This is a genomic window from Microcystis sp. 0824, assembly GCF_003112475.1.
Lineage (GTDB): Bacteria > Cyanobacteriota > Cyanobacteriia > Cyanobacteriales > Microcystaceae > Microcystis > Microcystis aeruginosa_C.
This window is the reverse complement of the sequence record NZ_BDSM01000050.1, coordinates 178055-194789: the sequence shown is the minus strand read 5'-3', so window position 1 is coordinate 194789 and position 16735 is coordinate 178055. Positions and strand designations below refer to the sequence as shown.

15 protein-coding genes are annotated in these 16735 nt (G+C 45.2%); 10 read left to right on the top strand and 5 right to left on the bottom strand.

Features of this window, described 5'->3' with window-relative positions; all coding sequences use genetic code 11:
* The first annotated feature begins 166 nt into the window (after positions 1 to 166).
* Positions 167 to 2632, top strand: a complete 2466-nt coding sequence (locus N0824_RS17155) for an ATP-dependent Clp protease ATP-binding subunit (protein ID WP_004160623.1) — start codon at positions 167 to 169, stop codon at positions 2630 to 2632.
* Positions 2633 to 2709: 77 nt separating this feature from the next.
* Positions 2710 to 2976, top strand: a complete 267-nt coding sequence (locus N0824_RS17150) for a hypothetical protein (protein ID WP_108937628.1) — start codon at positions 2710 to 2712, stop codon at positions 2974 to 2976.
* 211 nt (positions 2977 to 3187) lie between these two features.
* Here the strand turns inward: N0824_RS17150 and N0824_RS17145 are convergent, their stop codons facing one another.
* Positions 3188 to 3400, bottom strand: a complete 213-nt coding sequence (locus N0824_RS17145) for a hypothetical protein (protein ID WP_002733331.1) — start codon at positions 3398 to 3400, stop codon at positions 3188 to 3190.
* 61 nt (positions 3401 to 3461) lie between these two features.
* On the opposite strand from N0824_RS17145, the gene dapF reads away from it, so the two are divergent.
* Positions 3462 to 4307 carry a diaminopimelate epimerase gene (dapF, locus tag N0824_RS17140; protein ID WP_108937627.1) on the top strand — a complete coding sequence of 282 codons (846 nt, stop codon included), beginning with the start codon at positions 3462 to 3464 and terminating at the stop codon, positions 4305 to 4307.
* 58 nt (positions 4308 to 4365) lie between these two features.
* On the opposite strand, the gene N0824_RS17135 is transcribed toward dapF, so the two are convergent.
* On the bottom strand, positions 4366 to 4578 hold the full coding sequence (locus N0824_RS17135; protein ID WP_002801686.1) for a chlorophyll a/b-binding protein: 213 nt from the start codon (positions 4576 to 4578) through the stop codon (positions 4366 to 4368).
* A 477-nt stretch (positions 4579 to 5055) separates the two neighbouring features.
* Between N0824_RS17135 and N0824_RS17130 the strand changes: the two genes are divergently transcribed.
* From N0824_RS17130 to hisB, 3 genes are all read left to right on the top strand, one after another.
* Entirely contained in the window at positions 5056 to 5715 is a 660-nt protein-coding gene (locus tag N0824_RS17130; RefSeq protein ID WP_108937626.1) for a hypothetical protein, read from the top strand.
* A 161-nt stretch (positions 5716 to 5876) separates the two neighbouring features.
* Positions 5877 to 7391, top strand: coding sequence for an energy transducer TonB (locus N0824_RS17125; protein ID WP_108937625.1), 1515 nt, complete (start codon positions 5877 to 5879; stop codon positions 7389 to 7391).
* A gap of 173 nt (positions 7392 to 7564) precedes the next feature.
* On the top strand, positions 7565 to 8194 hold the full coding sequence (gene hisB, locus N0824_RS17120; protein ID WP_108937624.1) for an imidazoleglycerol-phosphate dehydratase HisB: 630 nt from the start codon (positions 7565 to 7567) through the stop codon (positions 8192 to 8194).
* Positions 8195 to 8224: 30 nt separating this feature from the next.
* Here hisB and thrC read toward each other — a convergent pair whose 3' ends face one another.
* A complete protein-coding gene (gene thrC / locus N0824_RS17115) occupies positions 8225 to 9334 on the bottom strand; it encodes a threonine synthase (protein WP_108937623.1) in 1110 nt (369 codons plus the stop codon).
* Positions 9335 to 9615: 281 nt separating this feature from the next.
* Here thrC and N0824_RS17110 point away from each other — a divergent pair, with 281 nt between their 5' ends.
* Entirely contained in the window at positions 9616 to 10824 is a 1209-nt protein-coding gene (locus N0824_RS17110; protein WP_108937622.1) for an RNA-guided endonuclease TnpB family protein, read from the top strand.
* A gap of 553 nt (positions 10825 to 11377) precedes the next feature.
* Positions 11378 to 12148 carry a class II glutamine amidotransferase gene (locus tag N0824_RS17100; protein WP_108937620.1) on the top strand — a complete coding sequence of 257 codons (771 nt, stop codon included), beginning with the start codon at positions 11378 to 11380 and terminating at the stop codon, positions 12146 to 12148.
* A 2-nt stretch (positions 12149 to 12150) separates the two neighbouring features.
* Here the strand turns inward: N0824_RS17100 and N0824_RS17095 are convergent, their stop codons facing one another.
* The gene (locus N0824_RS17095; protein ID WP_108937619.1) at positions 12151 to 12879 is read right to left on the bottom strand and encodes an ATP-binding cassette domain-containing protein; all 729 of its coding nucleotides are present in this window, start codon (positions 12877 to 12879) and stop codon (positions 12151 to 12153) included.
* A gap of 75 nt (positions 12880 to 12954) precedes the next feature.
* On the opposite strand from N0824_RS17095, the gene N0824_RS17090 reads away from it, so the two are divergent.
* On the top strand, positions 12955 to 13665 hold the full coding sequence (locus N0824_RS17090) for a Uma2 family endonuclease (protein WP_108937618.1): 711 nt from the start codon (positions 12955 to 12957) through the stop codon (positions 13663 to 13665).
* A 236-nt stretch (positions 13666 to 13901) separates the two neighbouring features.
* Here the strand turns inward: N0824_RS17090 and psaC are convergent, their stop codons facing one another.
* The gene (psaC, locus tag N0824_RS17085; protein WP_002764973.1) at positions 13902 to 14147 is read right to left on the bottom strand and encodes a photosystem I iron-sulfur center protein PsaC; all 246 of its coding nucleotides are present in this window, start codon (positions 14145 to 14147) and stop codon (positions 13902 to 13904) included.
* 251 nt (positions 14148 to 14398) lie between these two features.
* Here psaC and acs point away from each other — a divergent pair, with 251 nt between their 5' ends.
* Positions 14399 to 16369, top strand: a complete 1971-nt coding sequence (gene acs, locus N0824_RS17080; RefSeq protein ID WP_108937617.1) for an acetate--CoA ligase — start codon at positions 14399 to 14401, stop codon at positions 16367 to 16369.
* The last annotated feature ends 366 nt before the right edge of the window (positions 16370 to 16735 follow it).

The following is a 16735-nucleotide window of genomic DNA, read 5'->3' as shown; positions in this document are numbered from 1 at the left end:
TCCGCAAGTCAGCTAAGAGCCATTGACCCCAGAAAAAATCTTCAGAGCTACAACCACTATAACTAATAGCCGCTCCCCAATAACTGATCACTGAAAGACGGCTAAACTAAAAAGCCGTGCTAAAATCAGCATATCTAGGGTCGCTTGTGTAGGTGATGGATAGGCTATGTTTGAAAGATTTACGGAAAAAGCCATTAAAGTAATCATGCTCGCCCAAGAAGAAGCCCGCCGCCTTGGCCATAACTTCGTGGGAACAGAGCAGATTTTACTAGGACTAATTGGAGAGGGAACGGGAGTTGCCGCCAAAGTCCTCAAGTCCATGGGTGTCAATCTCAAAGATGCGCGCGTGGAGGTGGAGAAAATCATCGGTCGCGGTTCCGGATTCGTAGCCGTGGAAATTCCCTTCACCCCCAGAGCCAAAAGAGTTTTAGAACTCTCCCTCGAAGAAGCCCGTCAACTGGGCCATAACTATATTGGCACAGAACACCTCCTTTTAGGACTAATTCGCGAAGGGGAAGGTGTGGCCGCTAGGGTTCTGGAAAATCTCGGCGTGGATCTCTCGAAAGTTCGCACCCAAGTAATCAGAATGTTAGGGGAAACCGCCGAAGTGGCCGCCGGTTCATCTTCCCAAGGTCGCACTAAAACCCCCACTCTTGATGAATTCGGTTCCAATCTCACCCAAATGGCCAGCGAGGGTAAACTCGATCCCGTGGTCGGCCGACAAAAGGAAATCGAGCGCGTTATCCAAATTCTCGGTCGTCGTACCAAAAATAACCCAGTCCTGATCGGGGAACCGGGGGTCGGTAAAACAGCGATCGCAGAAGGATTGGCCCAACGCATCGCCAACAAAGATATTCCCGACATTCTCGAAGAAAAACGGGTTGTCACCCTCGATATCGGCTTGTTAGTGGCGGGAACCAAATATCGCGGCGAATTTGAGGAACGCCTCAAAAAAATCATGGACGAAATTCGCCAAGCGGGTAACGTCATCCTTGTAATCGATGAAGTTCACACTCTCATCGGTGCCGGGGCAGCCGAAGGGGCGATCGATGCGGCCAATATCCTCAAACCGGCTTTGGCCCGGGGAGAACTGCAATGTATCGGCGCGACGACCTTGGATGAGTATCGCAAACATATCGAACGGGATGCGGCTCTAGAAAGACGTTTTCAACCGGTTATGGTCGGTGAACCCTCCGTAGAAGAAACGATCGAAATTCTCTACGGTCTCCGGGAACGCTACGAACAGCACCATAAATTAAAAATCTTAGATGAGGCCCTGGAAGCGGCGGCGAAATTGTCCGATCGCTACATTAGCGATCGCTTTTTACCGGACAAGGCGATCGATTTAATCGATGAAGCTGGTTCGAGAGTGCGCTTGATTAATTCCCAATTGCCCCCAGCAGCCAAGGAATTAGACAAAGAACTGCGGCAAATTCTCAAACAAAAAGATGACGCGGTGCGCGGTCAAGACTTCGAGAAAGCTGGGGAATTGCGTGATCGGGAAATGGAAATCAAAACCCAGATCCGGAATCTCGCTTCCACCAAAAAAGGCGAAGATGGCAACGATGAACCCTTTGTGGATGCGGAGGAAATCGCTCACATCGTCGCTTCTTGGACTGGGGTTCCCGTCAATAAACTGACCGAAACCGAATCCGAGAAACTGCTGCACATGGAAGATACCCTACATCAGCGTCTCATCGGTCAAGAGGACGCAGTTAAAGCGGTGTCTCGCGCCATTCGTCGCGCTCGCGTCGGTCTAAAAAATCCCAACCGTCCCATTGCTTCCTTTATCTTCTCTGGTCCAACGGGGGTAGGTAAAACCGAGTTAACTAAGGCTCTGGCCGCTTATTTCTTCGGTTCGGAAGATGCGATGATCCGTCTCGATATGTCGGAATACATGGAACGGCACACGGTTTCTAAGTTAATCGGTTCGCCTCCGGGTTACGTTGGTTACAACGAAGGGGGACAATTAACGGAAGCGGTGCGTCGTCGTCCTTATACGGTGGTGCTATTCGACGAAATCGAAAAGGCTCACCCCGATGTCTTCAATATGCTTCTGCAAATCCTTGAAGATGGACGTTTGACCGATGCCAAAGGTCGCACGGTGGACTTTAAAAATACCCTGTTGATCATGACCTCGAACATCGGTTCTAAAGTGATCGAGAAGGGTGGCGGTGGTTTAGGTTTCGAGTTTGCCGATAATCAAGCCGAGGCCCAGTATAATCGCATTCGATCGCTGGTTAATGAGGAATTAAAACAGTATTTCCGTCCAGAATTCCTCAACCGTCTCGATGAGATTATTGTCTTCCGTCAACTCAATAAGGAAGAAGTCAAGGAAATCGCCGAAATCCTGCTCAAGGATGTGTTTAAACGTCTGACAGAACAAAATATTACTTTGTCTGTCACCGATAAGTTTAAAGAACGCTTGATCGAGGAGGGTTATAATCCGGCCTACGGCGCTCGTCCCTTGCGTCGTGCGATTATGCGTCTGTTGGAAGATGTTCTGGCTGAGGAAATTCTCTCAGGACGGGTTTCTGATGGGGATACGGCCATGGTCGATATCGATGAGGAAGGTAAGGTGAAAGTTATTTCCGGTGAAAGACGTGAGTTAATCGCTCCCGTGATTGAATAACTTCTCACTGGAATTAGTTAAATAAAAGGTGGGCTTTTTGCTCACCTTTTCTCGTAAAAATAGGGGGAAAAAGTGCGATGAAAGTTTGGGTTGTGGGTTGTATTGTGTTATTTTTGTTGGTGGAATTTTATCAGTGGGCCAAGGGTTTTATTTTACCTTTACCTCTCTATATTTTTGCTGGAGCTTTATTATCGATCGCTTCTAATTATTCTCAAGATATGAGCAATTTATTTGCTAGAAATGAACAGGTTTATCAAACTGCCAGTTTAAGTGATATTCCTGACATTTTGACGACAGAAAACTCGATACCTCTGCTAAAAGAAGGAGAAAGTAAGCTTGACTAGCTATAATAATCGTCTATTTATCGCTATTTTCTAGTATAAAAGCTTAAAATAAAGATGAAGTAGAATATTATCGATAGCTAATGAGAATAAACTGCAAAAAAACTCTGCACCCATCCGCAAAAGCAACAGAAAGAGTGCAAAAATTAAGACAGGAATATTGGGATAAAAGTCTAGATGTGGATAATGAATTTTTGATGGGTCTGATTTCCTCCTAGGCTTTAGGTCTTAAATAAACTAGAGACTGTTGCCAAATTAAAGTGGGTTTATCGTAGTGATCAACTAGGTATAGACAGTTAGCATCTTGCCAAAGGATGCGACCAACGAGGAGATCATCGGTGCTTAACTTAATTTCTACTTCCCGTTTCTCTTGAATATAGCTCTGTACTTGTTTAATACTCGGCAGACCAGGATCAAATTGAGACATAATGAGTTTATCGATGAGGTGTTCATCCTCTATTATTCCTGTTGAGCAGCTTTTATTGACCATGAAAATCCCCTTCACCAAATATCAAGGCCTGGGCAATGATTTTATTTTGATAGATAACCGTCACAGTCCCGAACCCCTGATCACAGCGGAAATGGCCGTGGCTATGTGCGATCGACATTTTGGTATCGGCGCCGATGGCGTGATTTTTGCACTTCCCGGCCAGGCAGCAACCGACTACACCATGAGAATTTTTAACTCTGATGGTTCAGAACCGGAGATGTGTGGTAACGGTATTCGCTGTCTAGCCCAATTTATCGCCCGTTTAGAGGCTAACAACGCCATTGGCCGCACCTATCGCATTCATACTCTAGCAGGAACGATTATTCCTCGTTTAGAAGCCAATGAACAGGTAACGGTCGATATGGGACCGCCGCAACTCCTCGGCAGCGAAATCCCCACCACTTTAGTCAAGGGGTCAGAAAAAGTCCTCGCGGTTCCCCTAGAGGTGGAGGGTAAAGATTGGTTAGTTACTTGCGTTAGTATGGGTAATCCCCACTGTGTCACTTTTGTGGATGATCTGGCCTCTATTCCCCTAGAAACTATCGGGCCAAAATTCGAGCATCATCCAGTTTTTCCCCAACGGACTAATGTGGAGTTCGTGGAGGTAATCGCACCGGATTATATGAAGATGCGTGTCTGGGAAAGAGGAGCGGGAATTACGCTCGCTTGTGGGACAGGTGCTTGTGCTGTGGTGGTGGCGGCCTTGTTGACGGGCAAATGCGATCGCCGTTGTACCGTGGAACTCCCCGGTGGTTGTCTTCAGATTCACTGGTCGGACACCGATAACCGGGTTTACATGACAGGTCCTGCTAAAGCTGTTTTTGAGGGCATTTACACGGTCTAAACCAACCCGCTAGGACGGGGACTGAACTCCCCGAACAGCGCGACGGGATTGTTAATTCTTAGAGACTGGTAATCCAAGCAATGATTCCTTTACCAGTTAAAACTTCAATGGCTAAAAGAGAGACAAAGCCAATCATGGCTAGTCTGCCATTCAATTTTTCAGCTTTTTTGGTAAAACCGAGACCGCTGGAACTATCAACGTACATTTTCGGTTCAACAGCAAAATTATTCAGTCTTCCTTGTTCTTCGGTGGTGTAGCCGCGGGCAGTCATGGGGAGGCTCCTTTTGTATGCTTATGTTAAGAAGTGTAACATATTGTTAAGTTATGTTGCAAGTTTTAACAAAAAATTTCTGGAGACTCAGAAAACCTCGATCGGGTAGGCTGTCAGGGTAGTGCTATAGTTCTATCTCCTCTGGGTTGATTGAGGAAATTCTGCTTTTTGATTGACAAATTACTCAGGTTGTGGTAAGAAAGAGGTGTAAACTGGGTCAACCGAATCAAGGAAAAGACAAAAACTATCTTAAGGTGGCCAGAGGAGTCCCGTTAAACCGTACAGGAGTTAGCGGGGGATAAATTGCCACCAAAAGGGAACCCGATTTTAGGGAGTCAACTTGTCTTGAGCGAAGATACCCGAAAGGGTAAGTGTGGGGAGAATAGGGAAAAACCACTAGGAAAAATCTGAATAGAATCTTAATATATAGAGTGCCTAGTAGCCATCACGATTGCGCTCACTGTCTTTGTAAATTCTATGGCAGAGATTAACCCAGAGATCAACCTCATGCAGATAGCGACTATACTCAACCAATATCGATTTGAAATGAGAGGATATAAAGCGCAAGAATTAATCGAGCGCTGGTTGCCCATCTATTCACTAAATTGGATTCGCATGGCGATTTTAGAGGCACTCTATCAGGGACGTTACAAAGTCATTTCGGTGGAGGAAATCCTCAAAATTTGGCACCGTCGCGGCCATCCTACCTTCCATTTTACGGGGGAATTCGAGCGCTTGGTTTGTAAAAATCTGCCAGATTCCCAGTTAAATGGCAAAAAAACGGTATTTATCCCTAAACAGGAAAAGATAAATATACTTTCTACCACCCTTGAGCGGCCTTATCCAGAGCCACGAGGGGAAGCCACAAGTGAAGATTCTTTACTAAACTTAGAAACTTCTCTTTTTGATGATCCTCGCAAAGGTATGAGTGATGTGGAGGAATTATTCTCGCAGTTAACCCCGGAAACGCCCAAATTCCCTGAATTAGAATCATTGCCTAAATCGCCTAACGGTCATGGCACTAGGGAGAATTTCCAGGCTAATTTTAAACCGGTAATCGATGAGTTTACCCCTTTGTTAGACCCTTCGGAATTGTATCCCAAATTAAAAGCTGTGGCTCGCTCACAGTCTAAGTAGGGAAGGAGACGGTCGACAGGAGACAAATTCACCATACTTTTGCAAGAGTGCAAGAGTGCAAGAGTGCCGATGAATTCCCCGCCCTCAAGAAAAAAAAATCGCCCTGACGATTAGAATAGAGTTAACTTTCCCCCTCCAGGCTCTGCTCAATTAACTAGATTATGACATCCTCCTATTTTGGTCTAGAAACCGAAGAAAATAAACTAATTAACTCTAATAATCTCTCGTTCGCCGCTTCTCTTGGTATTCATGGCCTAATTTTAGCGATTATCTTACCTAATTTCCTCAATAATCCAGCGCAGGAGCCAAAAAAGGAATTACGCAACGTCAATCTGATTGAATTGAACTCTCTAGAGCAGTCACGTCTTCCCAATCTCGACCCCTCCCTGTCCAGCTTACCGGAACTGCCTAACCCCAATTCGTCCTCTTCCTCTTTGCCTCCTCTCCCCCCCATGGATGGTATCCATAACAGCACCTTACCTCCTTTACCCTCGGTTTCTTCCCTTCCCCCCTTACCTTCCTTACCTGCTTTACCTCCCCTCTCCTCTTTACCCTCCGTCAATGTCTATTCTCCTCCCGTGGCATCTATCCCCTCCCTGGGTAGATTACCGATTCCTCGCAATTTTCCCACTTCTACCCCCAGTTTACCCAGTCCTCCTGCTGTTCCCACCCTGCCGGACAATAATAATCTGACTAGGGAGACTAATAACCAGCTGGTACCGCCTTACTTCGATCCCTACCAAGATAATCTAACTTTAGATAGATTGCGAAATTCCCCTCGTAGTGCATCGCAACAGGCGCAGGAACAATTAAACAATTCCTTGGCCCGCAGGCCGGAGCCGAATGGTCAATCGCCCATTGATGAACAGCGTCGTCAACAATTAATGTGGGAAATGCGGGAACGTTTGCGCTCCCTGGAGGCGGATAAAAGCAATACCAGTAACGAGGAGGCCATGAGAAATCAGGTGGATTGGCTGGCCAGAGTCCAAAAAACCAATCCTAACGCCTTAAATGAACTAAATCAGCCCAATCAGGGTAGCGGAGGCATAACTACCGTCAATTTGACTGGTAACTATCCCGCCACGGCTTGTTCCCGTCAATTAGCGGGGACGGCGGTTTATGGGGTGACGGTGGATGGTCAAGGCCGCCTCAGCAGTGAACCCCAGTTAATTAAAAGTGCCGGCTTCCCGATTTTCAATCAACAGGGGGCTGGGGAAGTGCGCTCAACTCGTTTTAATAATCCCAGTGGTGAGTCGAGAATCTATCAGGTGCGAGTCAGTTTTGCCCCTAACCCAGAAGTGTGCCGAGGTGCGATCGCTAATCCCCCAAAACCGGAGGGTAGTAACCTCAACACCCGTAACTCCGCCCCCGCAACGCCGGCAATTGAAACCCCGCTTCGTCCCAATCAAACCCCGCAACCCGCCGTTAGTCCCCAACCGGATAACGTCAAGCCGCCTGCAACCACAGGGCCAAATCCAGCCCCAACCCAGCCAGAACCGCCCAAAGATGCGATAATCGAGGAAAAAGCCCCAGAAGCTCCTCCCCAAACCCCCGCTCTCAATCAGCCGGAGGTTTCCCCCCCTAGTCCCCCCACTAGCCAAAATCCTCAACCCCTGAGCGAGGAAGCTTTGCCCCCCGGTCCGCCGGCGGAAGCTAAAACTGAACCAGAAAGTTAGGCCTTTTCAGTTATCAGTTATCAGTTATCAGTTATCAGTTATCAGTTATCAGTTATCAGATGTGAGTTTTAAGTTCACTGATTACTGAAAAAAACTCCAGGCTACTGACTCCTGACTCCTGACTCCTGACTCCTAACCCCACCAACAAACTTTTTGCCGCAAACCCTACTTAAATGATTTCCACTTCCCAGATACCCGATTCTTTTGTCTCACCTTGCCGTCGCATCTCGGTTAGTCGTACTACCAAAGAAACCGATGTCCAGGTGACGATCGATCTTGATGGTAGCGGCAATTGTCGCGCCCAGACAGGAATTCCCTTTCTCGATCATATGTTGCAGCAAATCGCCTCCCACGCTGCGATCGATCTCGATGTGCGCGCCACCGGAGATCTAGAAATTGATGACCATCACACCAATGAAGACGTGGGAATCACCCTCGGACAAGCTTTACTGCAAGCTTTGGGAGACAAAAAAGGCATCGTCCGTTTCGGACATTTTGTCGCCCCTCTCGATGAAGCTTTGGTGCAAGTTGCCCTCGATTTTTCCGGTCGCCCCCACCTCAGTTATGGTCTAGAAATTCCCACCCAAAGAGTGGGAACCTACGATACTCAGCTAGTGCGGGAATTTTTTGTTGCTTTGGTCAATCACAGTCAAATGACCCTACATATTCGCCAATTAGACGGGATTAATTCCCATCATATTATTGAGGCTACTTTTAAGGCTTTTGCCCGGGCGATGAGTATGGCCATAGCGATCGATCCCCGTCGCGCCGGTATAATTCCCAGTTCTAAGGGAGTTTTATAGAAGCACTACTTAACCCGAATTAACGTTAGCTTAGAAGCCCATAATTTGAGCCACTTGGGTTAATTCGGGAGCAATCCCAGATTTTAGTTGGTTATTGCTGTATTTTACCGCCGAATCTGGGTCTTTTAGTCCATTTCCCGTTAAAACACACACTACGGTGGACCCATCGGGAACCTGTTGATGCACTTTTAACAATCCTGCCACGGAAGCGGCGCTGGCTGGTTCACAGAAAACCCCCTCTTGGCCCCCTAAAATCCGATAGGCTGCCAATATTTCCTCATCGCTGACCGCGTGAAATTGCCCTTGACTAGCGTGACTAGCGGCCCAAGCTTTTTCCCAGTTAGCGGGGTTGCCGATACGGATAGCCGTGGCTAGGGTTTCGGGATGGTCAACCGGTTGTTTAGAGATAAAAGGGGCGGCCCCGGCGGCCTGAAAACCCATCATCTTCGGCAGTCGGTCACATTTACCTATCTGGTGATACTGACAGAATCCCATCCAATAGGCGCTAATATTGCCCGCGTTACCCACGGGAATACATAACCAGTCGGGGGCATTACCCAAGACATCGACAATCTCGAAAGCGGCGGTTTTTTGACCCTCTAAACGGTAGGGATTGACGGAATTGACTAAAGTTACGGGATAATTTTCTGATAGTTGGCGGACAATCTTGAGGGCATCATCGAAGTTGCCATTAATAGCGATGACTTCGGCCCCGTACAATAAAGCCTGGGCTAATTTTCCTAAGGCCACATAACCGTCGGGGATAATCACAAAGGCCCGCATCCCGGCCCTTCTTGCATAGGCTGCCGCCGCCGCCGAGGTGTTGCCGGTACTGGCACAAATCACCGCTTTTGCCCCTTCTTCTTTAGCTTTCGAGATGGCCATGGTCATGCCTCGGTCTTTAAAGCTGCCGGTGGGATTTAAACCATCATATTTGACAAAAACCTTGACATCGCGCCCGATTTGTGCTGAGAGATAGGGGGCGGCGATCAGGGGTGTATTGCCTTCTAGGAGGGTAATTACAGGGGTTTTACTGCTTACGGGCAGAAATTGGCGATATTCTTCGATCAAACCGCGCCAGCCGCCGATAGACGAGGATTTAGTGGGTGATTGGGGGATCGATCGAGAAATAGTTGTCATAGCCTTAAGGATACAGATTTGATTAGATGGCCCAGCTTCCTATTTTATCACAGATGTCGGGGTGAAGACCCTCGCTTTTAGCGACGGGATGAAACCCCGACCAGTATAAAACAGCGAAGCACGACATTTCGACACATTTCGACAGGCTCAATGTAAAAGCTCAGTGTCCACATTTCGACACATTTCGACAGGCTCAATGTAAAAGCTCAATGTCAACTAAAATCTTGACAATTTGTGCTATACAGGTTAGAATAAAATAAGTTGTTTGAGGTCGATAAACAATGATTGTTTTAGAAATGAAAGCAGTCGTCAAACCAAGTCAGTGTTCTGCCATTGATGAAGCTATTCGTACAGTACAATTCATCCGTAATAAGGCTTTAAGGCTTTGGATGGATGCCAAGAGAGAAGACAAAATCGATAAATATTCTCTCAATAAATATTGTGCGGTTCTTGCCAAACAGTTCAAGTTTGTCGATACTCTAAATTCTACGGCCAGACAAGCATCGGCCGAACGAGCTTGGTCAGCTATTGCCCGTTTCTATGACAATTGTAAGAAAAAGGTTAAAGGTAAAAAAGGTTATCCTAAGTTTCAGAAAAATAATCGTTCTGTGGAATACAAAAACTCTGGGTGGAAACTATCTGATGATAGAAAGAAAATAACTTTCACAGATAAGAAAAACATTGGGACGGTTAAACTAAAAGGAACCAGAGACTTAAACTTTTACCCTCTAGACCAAATTAAACGAGTTAGGATTGTTAAACGAGCAGATGGTTATTATGTCCAATTCTGTCTAAGTGTTGATATTCGGGAATATGCTAAACCCCTAGAACCAACTAAAAGATGTGTGGGATTGGATGTAGGTTTAAAAGTTTTTTATGCTAACAGTGATGGAGAAACGGTAGAGATACCGCAATACTATCGTAAGGCAGAAAAAAGATTAAATCGTCTAAATCGGAAGAAATATAAAAAGTTTAGAAAAGGTCAACCCCAATCAAACAACTACCAAAAAGCTAGAAAGAGATATGCAAGAAAACATTTAAGAATAAGTAGGCAACGTAGAGGCTTTGTCGAAAAAGAGGCATTGCGCGTCATTAAATCTAACGATTTCATCGCTTACGAAAACTTAAATATTCAAAGCATGGTAAAAAACTCTAAACTAGCTAAATCTATTAATGATGTTGCTTGGTCAACTTTTCGGCAATGGTTAGAATATTTTGGGTTTAAATATGGTAAGGCTACGGTAGCAGTAGCCCCCCATAACACGAGTCAAAATTGTTCTAATTGTGGTCAAAAAGTCCCTAAATCTCTATCTACGAGAACCCATATTTGTCCCCATTGTGGCTATGTAGAAGATAGAGATATTAACGCCGCTATCAACATTCTCAAAAAGGGACTAAGTACCGTGGGACACACGGAAACTAATACGCTTGGGGAGAGATTCCCTCTGGTTTGGTTGGATACGTCCTGCCAGATTAAGGAAACTCAGTGAACCAAGAATCCCTCGCTTAAGCGCGATGGGAGTGTCAACCAATAAGCAGGCCAAAAAATTAATCTCGATCGCCCGGTTGGGATTCATGGAGTTTAAAACAGGGATGCAGGGAGATAAAATGCAATAACAGCAAATAAATGACATTTTTAGGCGAAAAAATTGTCTTTTTATCGCTATCAATCTGATTTTTTGCTCTTTTTGTCTTTCAGAGGTTGATTTAATGAGGATTTGCCGAATATAGCGTTTCCTAAGCTAGTGAGGTACACCTATTTTTCTTCCCTTTTGCCTCTTGCCTTTTGCCTTTTGCCTAAAACCAATAACTTTTGTACCTCAGCAGACTGAAAAACGCTATAAATCTAAAAACCTTCTGAAAATCGGTAAAACCCCACACCCACCAAGAAACTTTTTCAGCAAACGCTAATTAGTAGTAGTGCCAGATTAATTTCTTAGCTAGGATAGGCAAGAGGCAGCTGAAAAAAATTCTCCTGCCTCCTGTCACGGCTGCTGGCAGTAAGTAATTTTGCTGGCATCTGATATTCAAACTCAAGCAACTATGTGTCAACTTTTAGGCATGAATTGTAATGTCCCCACGGATATCTGTTTTTCCTTCGAGGGATTTTGTGCGCGGGGAGGGAAAACCGACGAACATCGAGACGGTTGGGGAATCGCTTTTTTTGAGGGTTTAGGTTGTCGAACTTTTATTGATGTTAAACCCTCGATCGCTTCTCCGATTGCGGAATTAATTAAAAACTATCCCATCCATTCTACCAATGTTATCGCCCATATTCGCAAAGCTACCCAGGGAGAAATTAAACTAGAAAACTGTCATCCTTTTCGGCGGGAATTGTGGGGAAAATATTGGGTTTTTGCCCATAATGGTAATTTAGAAAATTTCTCACCTGCTGCGGGAGATTTTTATCAACCGGTTGGGGAGACGGATTCCGAAAGAGCTTTCTGTTTAATTCTTAATACCCTGCGAGAGACTTTTCCCCAGGGCAAACCTTCCCTAGAACAACTATATCAAGTCCTAAAAAATATCACAAACTCTATCGCTTGTCAAGGCATTTTAAATTATCTTTTATCTGATGGTGAACATTTTTTTGCCCATTGTTCGACAAAATTAAGCTATATAATCCGTCAGTATCCTTTTGCCCATGCTCATTTAATTGATGAAGATGTGAGCGTTGATTTTCAAGCTTTAGCTCGTCCGGGCGATCAAGTGGCAATTATTGCCACTACACCCTTAACTGATAATGAAGTTTGGACAACGATTAATGCAGGAGAATTATTAGTTTTTCAGGAGGGCGCAGCAATTCTAAGTTAATCTTACCAATTGTCACTTTGTCGAGATTTTTCTAAATCAATTAACTGAGTTTTTAGCCCTAACCAATCTAATTGATGGGCGAGGCAATCTGAACCAATTTTCCCCGCTTCTAGATAAATGACTCGCTCGGCAAATTCCTCTAAAAAATCCAGTTGATGATTGACCATAATTATCGTCATTGAACTTTGATTATTTAATACTTCTAATAACCTGCTGGCCGTGCCTGTATCTAGAGCAGACGTAGGTTCATCTAATAACAGTATGCTCGGTTCTAACAGCAAAGCTCTGGTAATTGCCACTAATTGTCTTTGTCCTAAAGATAATTCTAACTCCCCGCGCTCAAACCACTGTTCAGGAATTTTTAATAGGGATGTCCAACGGTCAATTCTCTGATTAATTTCCGCAGGAGTAAGTTTTTTTAATTGCAGAGGATAAGCGAGAGCATCTCGAACAGTCATCCCTAATAATTTCGACTCTTGTAGCAATAAAACTATCTGTTGTCGCAGGGAAATAACCGGTATTTCCTGAATCGATTTACCTCGAAAATAAATATTTCCCGTGCTGGGTTCCTGCAAACGATTTAACAATCGTAAAAGAGTCGTTTTTCCTGCCCCAGATGCTCCGACAATAGCTAACTTTTCTCCTTGCTTGATGCCAAAAGTAATATCTTCTAACAGATAAGCACTGCCGCGTCGGATAGCTAAATTTACTTGCTGTAGTTCTAAAATCAAGAGCGGTCTTTTCCTTACTTAGTTCAAGTTTATTATATAATAAAAATAGCCCAATGAGTTCGGCAGGTATTCCCCATGGTTAGTCAAGTTAACAAAACCGAGATTATCTATCCTGAGAGCGACGGTAAACCGATGGCAGATAATACTAAACAATTTCACTGGATAGTAACGATTAAGCAGAATCTCGACTGGTTATATATCGATGATCCCCAGGTATTTGTAGCGGGGGATCTGTTATGGTATCCCGTGCAAGGCCAGCCGAAAATTGCTGCCGCTCCTGATACGATGGTAGTATTTGGCAGACCGAAAGGCGATCGAGGTTCCTACAAACAATGGCAAGAAGATAATCTTGCTCCTCAAGTCGTCTTTGAGATTCTTTCTCCCAGTAACACCTCCATCGAAATGGCCAAAAAATTGCTATTTTATGATCGCTATGGAGTCCAAGAATACTATGTCTATGATCCCGATGATAATAGTCTAGAAGCTTGGCAGCGAATTGGTGACAGTTTAGACAGTGTTAGTGAGGTTAATAATTGGGTGAGTCCCCGTTTAGGCATTCGTTTTGACTTAACTGACGAGTTAAAAATTTATCGTCCTGATGGTACTCAATTCTCGTCCTACAGCACAATTAATCAACTACTGGAGCAGGAAAAGCAACGGGCTGAAAATGAACGCCAACGGGCTGAAAATGAACGCCAACGGGCTGAACAGGCTAATCAGCAGTTAGTAGAAATGGAGGCAAAACTGCAAAAATATCGTCAACTTTTTGGGGAATTACCTAACTAAAATTTTAACTAGCGACAGGAGTAAGTAGTCGGACATAAATTCTTTTGTCTATCTTAAGAAATGTAAATTGCCCCAATTCTCACTGACTCCTGACTCCTGACTCCTGACTCCTGACTCCTTACCCCACAGTTAATTTTACTTTTGTCCAACTACTTATAACAAAAAAAAGAGGACTGGTTAGTCCTCTTAACAAGATTAGTTTTCGCTAAATGTTAAACACAGAATGATTGCCAGGCCTAGTAGGCTAGACCCATGCTGCGGGTGGTTTCTGCTCCGAGATAAACCCGAATGCTTAAGAAATCCGTCGGACAAGCGGTTTCGCAACGTTTACAACCAACACAGTCTTCCGTGCGGGGAGAGGAGGCAATCTGGGCAGCTTTACAGCCATCCCAGGGGACCATTTCCAGCACGTCGAGGGGACAAGCCCGAACGCATTGGGTGCAACCGATACAGGTATCGTAAATTTTAACGCTATGAGACATTGAATTATGACTCCTTACCGAGTGTTCTCCATGTTAAATTTCGGGTTTATCGGTTAGTTTACCTTACAGCGATCTGTTCATCGCTCGATCGGTGACATAACTTTAAACTCTGTAACACTTGGGGCCAAATTGCGATCGCTAGTCGCATCTCGGCTAATCCTAAAATAGCCTTAAAGAATTGCTTGCCGGGGTTACGGGGGGAACCGAAAAAGGTAATCTGGATCGCAAGATAATTTATTTCGTTTGCCAGTATGACAGAAATAGCGATCGAATCGATCCTACAGGAAAATCGGCTGTTTCCCCCCAGTGCCGAATTTGCCCAGAATGCCACCATTAAAAGCTTTGAAGAATACCAGCAACTCTACGCCAAAGCCAAAGCTGATCCCCAGGCTTTTTGGTCCCAATTAGCCGAAAAAGAACTATATTGGTTTGAAAAATGGTCAGAGACTCTTGACTGGCAGCCCCCCTTTGCTAAATGGTTCGTCAACGGCAAGATTAATATTTGTTACAACTGTATTGACAGACATCTCACCACCTGGAGACGTAATAAAGCCGCCATCATCTGGGAAGGAGAACCGGGAGACAGCCGCACCATTACCTACGAACAGCTACACCGAGAAGTCTGTCAATTTGCCAACGCTTTAAAAGAATTAGGCGTAAAAAAAGGCGATGTGGTCGGAATTTATATGCCGATGATTCCCGAGGCGGCCATCGCCATGTTAGCCTGTGCCAGAATTGGTGCGCCCCACAGTGTAGTTTTTGGGGGATTTAGTGCCGATGCTTTGCGAGATCGTCTTAATGATGCGGCCGCTAAGGTGGTAATCACTGCCGATGGTGGTTTCCGCAAGGATAAAGTTGTTGCTCTCAAGGAACAGGTGGATCTGGCTCTAGCCGATAATAGCGCCCCCAGTGTGGAAAAAGTTCTCGTTGTCCAGCGCAGCAAGGAACCCATCAATATGGTTGCCGATCGCGATTACTGGTGGCATGATCTACAAAAACAGGTATCTGCTAATTGTCCGGCCGAACCGATGGATAGCGAAGATATGTTATTTATCCTCTATACCAGTGGTTCCACCGGCAAACCGAAAGGAGTCGTCCACACCACCGGCGGTTATAATCTCTACACCCATATCACCAGCAAATGGATTTTTGACCTGAAAGACACCGATGTTTACTGGTGTACTGCCGATGTGGGTTGGATTACCGGCCATAGTTATATCGTTTACGGACCGCTTTCCAATGGTGCCACCACGGTAATGTATGAAGGGGTTCCCCGTCCCTCTAATTTAGGCTGTTTTTGGGATGTAATTGAGAAATATCGCGTTAATATCTTTTATACTGCCCCCACTGCTATCCGCGCTTTTATCAAAATGGGTGAAGATATCCCCAATAGCCGGGATTTATCCTCTTTGCGCTTACTGGGAACTGTGGGAGAACCGATTAACCCGGAAGCGTGGATGTGGTATCACCGGGTTATCGGTAAGGAAAAATGTCCGATTGTCGATACTTGGTGGCAAACGGAAACCGGGGGAATTATGATTACTCCCTTACCCGGGGCAATTGCCACTAAACCGGGGTCAGCAACCCTCCCTTTCCCCGGTATTATGGCCGAAGTGGTGGACTTAGAGGGCAATCCCACCCACGCAAATGAGGGGGGTTATCTGGTGGTCAAACATCCCTGGCCTGGTATGATGCGAACAGTTTATAAAAATCCCGATCGCTTCCGCAATACCTACTGGGAACATATCGCCCCCAAAGATGGCCAATATCTCTATTTTGCTGGAGATGGTAGTCGTCAGGACGAAGACGGTTATTTCTGGGTAATGGGGCGCGTCGATGACGTGATTAGCGTTTCTGGCCACCGTTTAGGGACTATGGAGATCGAATCAGCTTTAGTATCTCATCCTGCGGTAGCGGAGGCGGCTGTAGTGGGACGACCGGATGAAATTAAAGGGGAAGAAATCTATGCTTTTGTGACTCTCGAGGGGCATTATGAAGCGAGTCCGGAGTTAGCGAAAGCATTAAAAGACCACGTTGTCAAGGAAATTGGCATTATTGCCCGACCGGGAGAAATCCGTTTTACCGATGTGCTGCCAAAAACGCGATCGGGTAAAATTATGCGTCGTCTCTTGCGAACTTTAGCATCAGGTCAAGAGATTTCTGGTGATACTTCTACTCTAGAAGATCGATCGGTTTTGGATAAATTACGGCAAGGTGCCTAATTTAATTACTGGTTTTTCCTAGCAGTTAGGGTGAGAAATAAGAGTTAATCTTATCTCACTCTAACGGGAGTGGTTCTCGGTGAACATATTTGCTCAAGCAGCAAAGCTAAGTAGTTGGACAAAAGTAAAGTTAACTGTGGGGTAAGGAGTCGGGATTCAGGAGTCAGGATTCAGGAGTCATACTAAATCCGTTGAGCATAGGCTACTTATGAGGAGAGGCAAGAGGCAGAAGGCAAGAAGCAAAAGGGGGAATAAATAATCAGTTTTTAATAACCGAATTTAGTATCAGTAAGAATTGCGGCAATTTACATTTCTTAAGATAGACAACAGAATTTATGTCCGACTACTTATAGCTAATAATAAATC

Bases quoted from the DNA above. Each gene is read 5' to 3' on its own strand.
- psaC (WP_002764973.1), bottom strand. From the start codon at position 14,147: ATGTCTCATAGCGTTAAAATTTACGATACCTGTATCGGTTGCACCCAA.
- N0824_RS17155 (WP_004160623.1), top strand. From the start codon at position 167: ATGTTTGAAAGATTTACGGAAAAAGCCATTAAAGTAATCATGCTCGCC.
- N0824_RS17130 (WP_108937626.1), top strand. From the start codon at position 5,056: ATGGCAGAGATTAACCCAGAGATCAACCTCATGCAGATAGCGACTATA.
- N0824_RS17100 (WP_108937620.1), top strand. From the start codon at position 11,378: ATGTGTCAACTTTTAGGCATGAATTGTAATGTCCCCACGGATATCTGT.
- dapF (WP_108937627.1), top strand. From the start codon at position 3,462: ATGAAAATCCCCTTCACCAAATATCAAGGCCTGGGCAATGATTTTATT.
- N0824_RS17150 (WP_108937628.1), top strand. From the start codon at position 2,710: ATGAAAGTTTGGGTTGTGGGTTGTATTGTGTTATTTTTGTTGGTGGAA.
- acs (WP_108937617.1), top strand. From the start codon at position 14,399: ATGACAGAAATAGCGATCGAATCGATCCTACAGGAAAATCGGCTGTTT.
- N0824_RS17145 (WP_002733331.1), bottom strand. From the start codon at position 3,400: ATGTCTCAATTTGATCCTGGTCTGCCGAGTATTAAACAAGTACAGAGC.
- hisB (WP_108937624.1), top strand. From the start codon at position 7,565: ATGATTTCCACTTCCCAGATACCCGATTCTTTTGTCTCACCTTGCCGT.
- N0824_RS17135 (WP_002801686.1), bottom strand. From the start codon at position 4,578: ATGACTGCCCGCGGCTACACCACCGAAGAACAAGGAAGACTGAATAAT.
- N0824_RS17125 (WP_108937625.1), top strand. From the start codon at position 5,877: ATGACATCCTCCTATTTTGGTCTAGAAACCGAAGAAAATAAACTAATT.
- thrC (WP_108937623.1), bottom strand. From the start codon at position 9,334: ATGACAACTATTTCTCGATCGATCCCCCAATCACCCACTAAATCCTCG.
- N0824_RS17110 (WP_108937622.1), top strand. From the start codon at position 9,616: ATGATTGTTTTAGAAATGAAAGCAGTCGTCAAACCAAGTCAGTGTTCT.
- N0824_RS17090 (WP_108937618.1), top strand. From the start codon at position 12,955: ATGGTTAGTCAAGTTAACAAAACCGAGATTATCTATCCTGAGAGCGAC.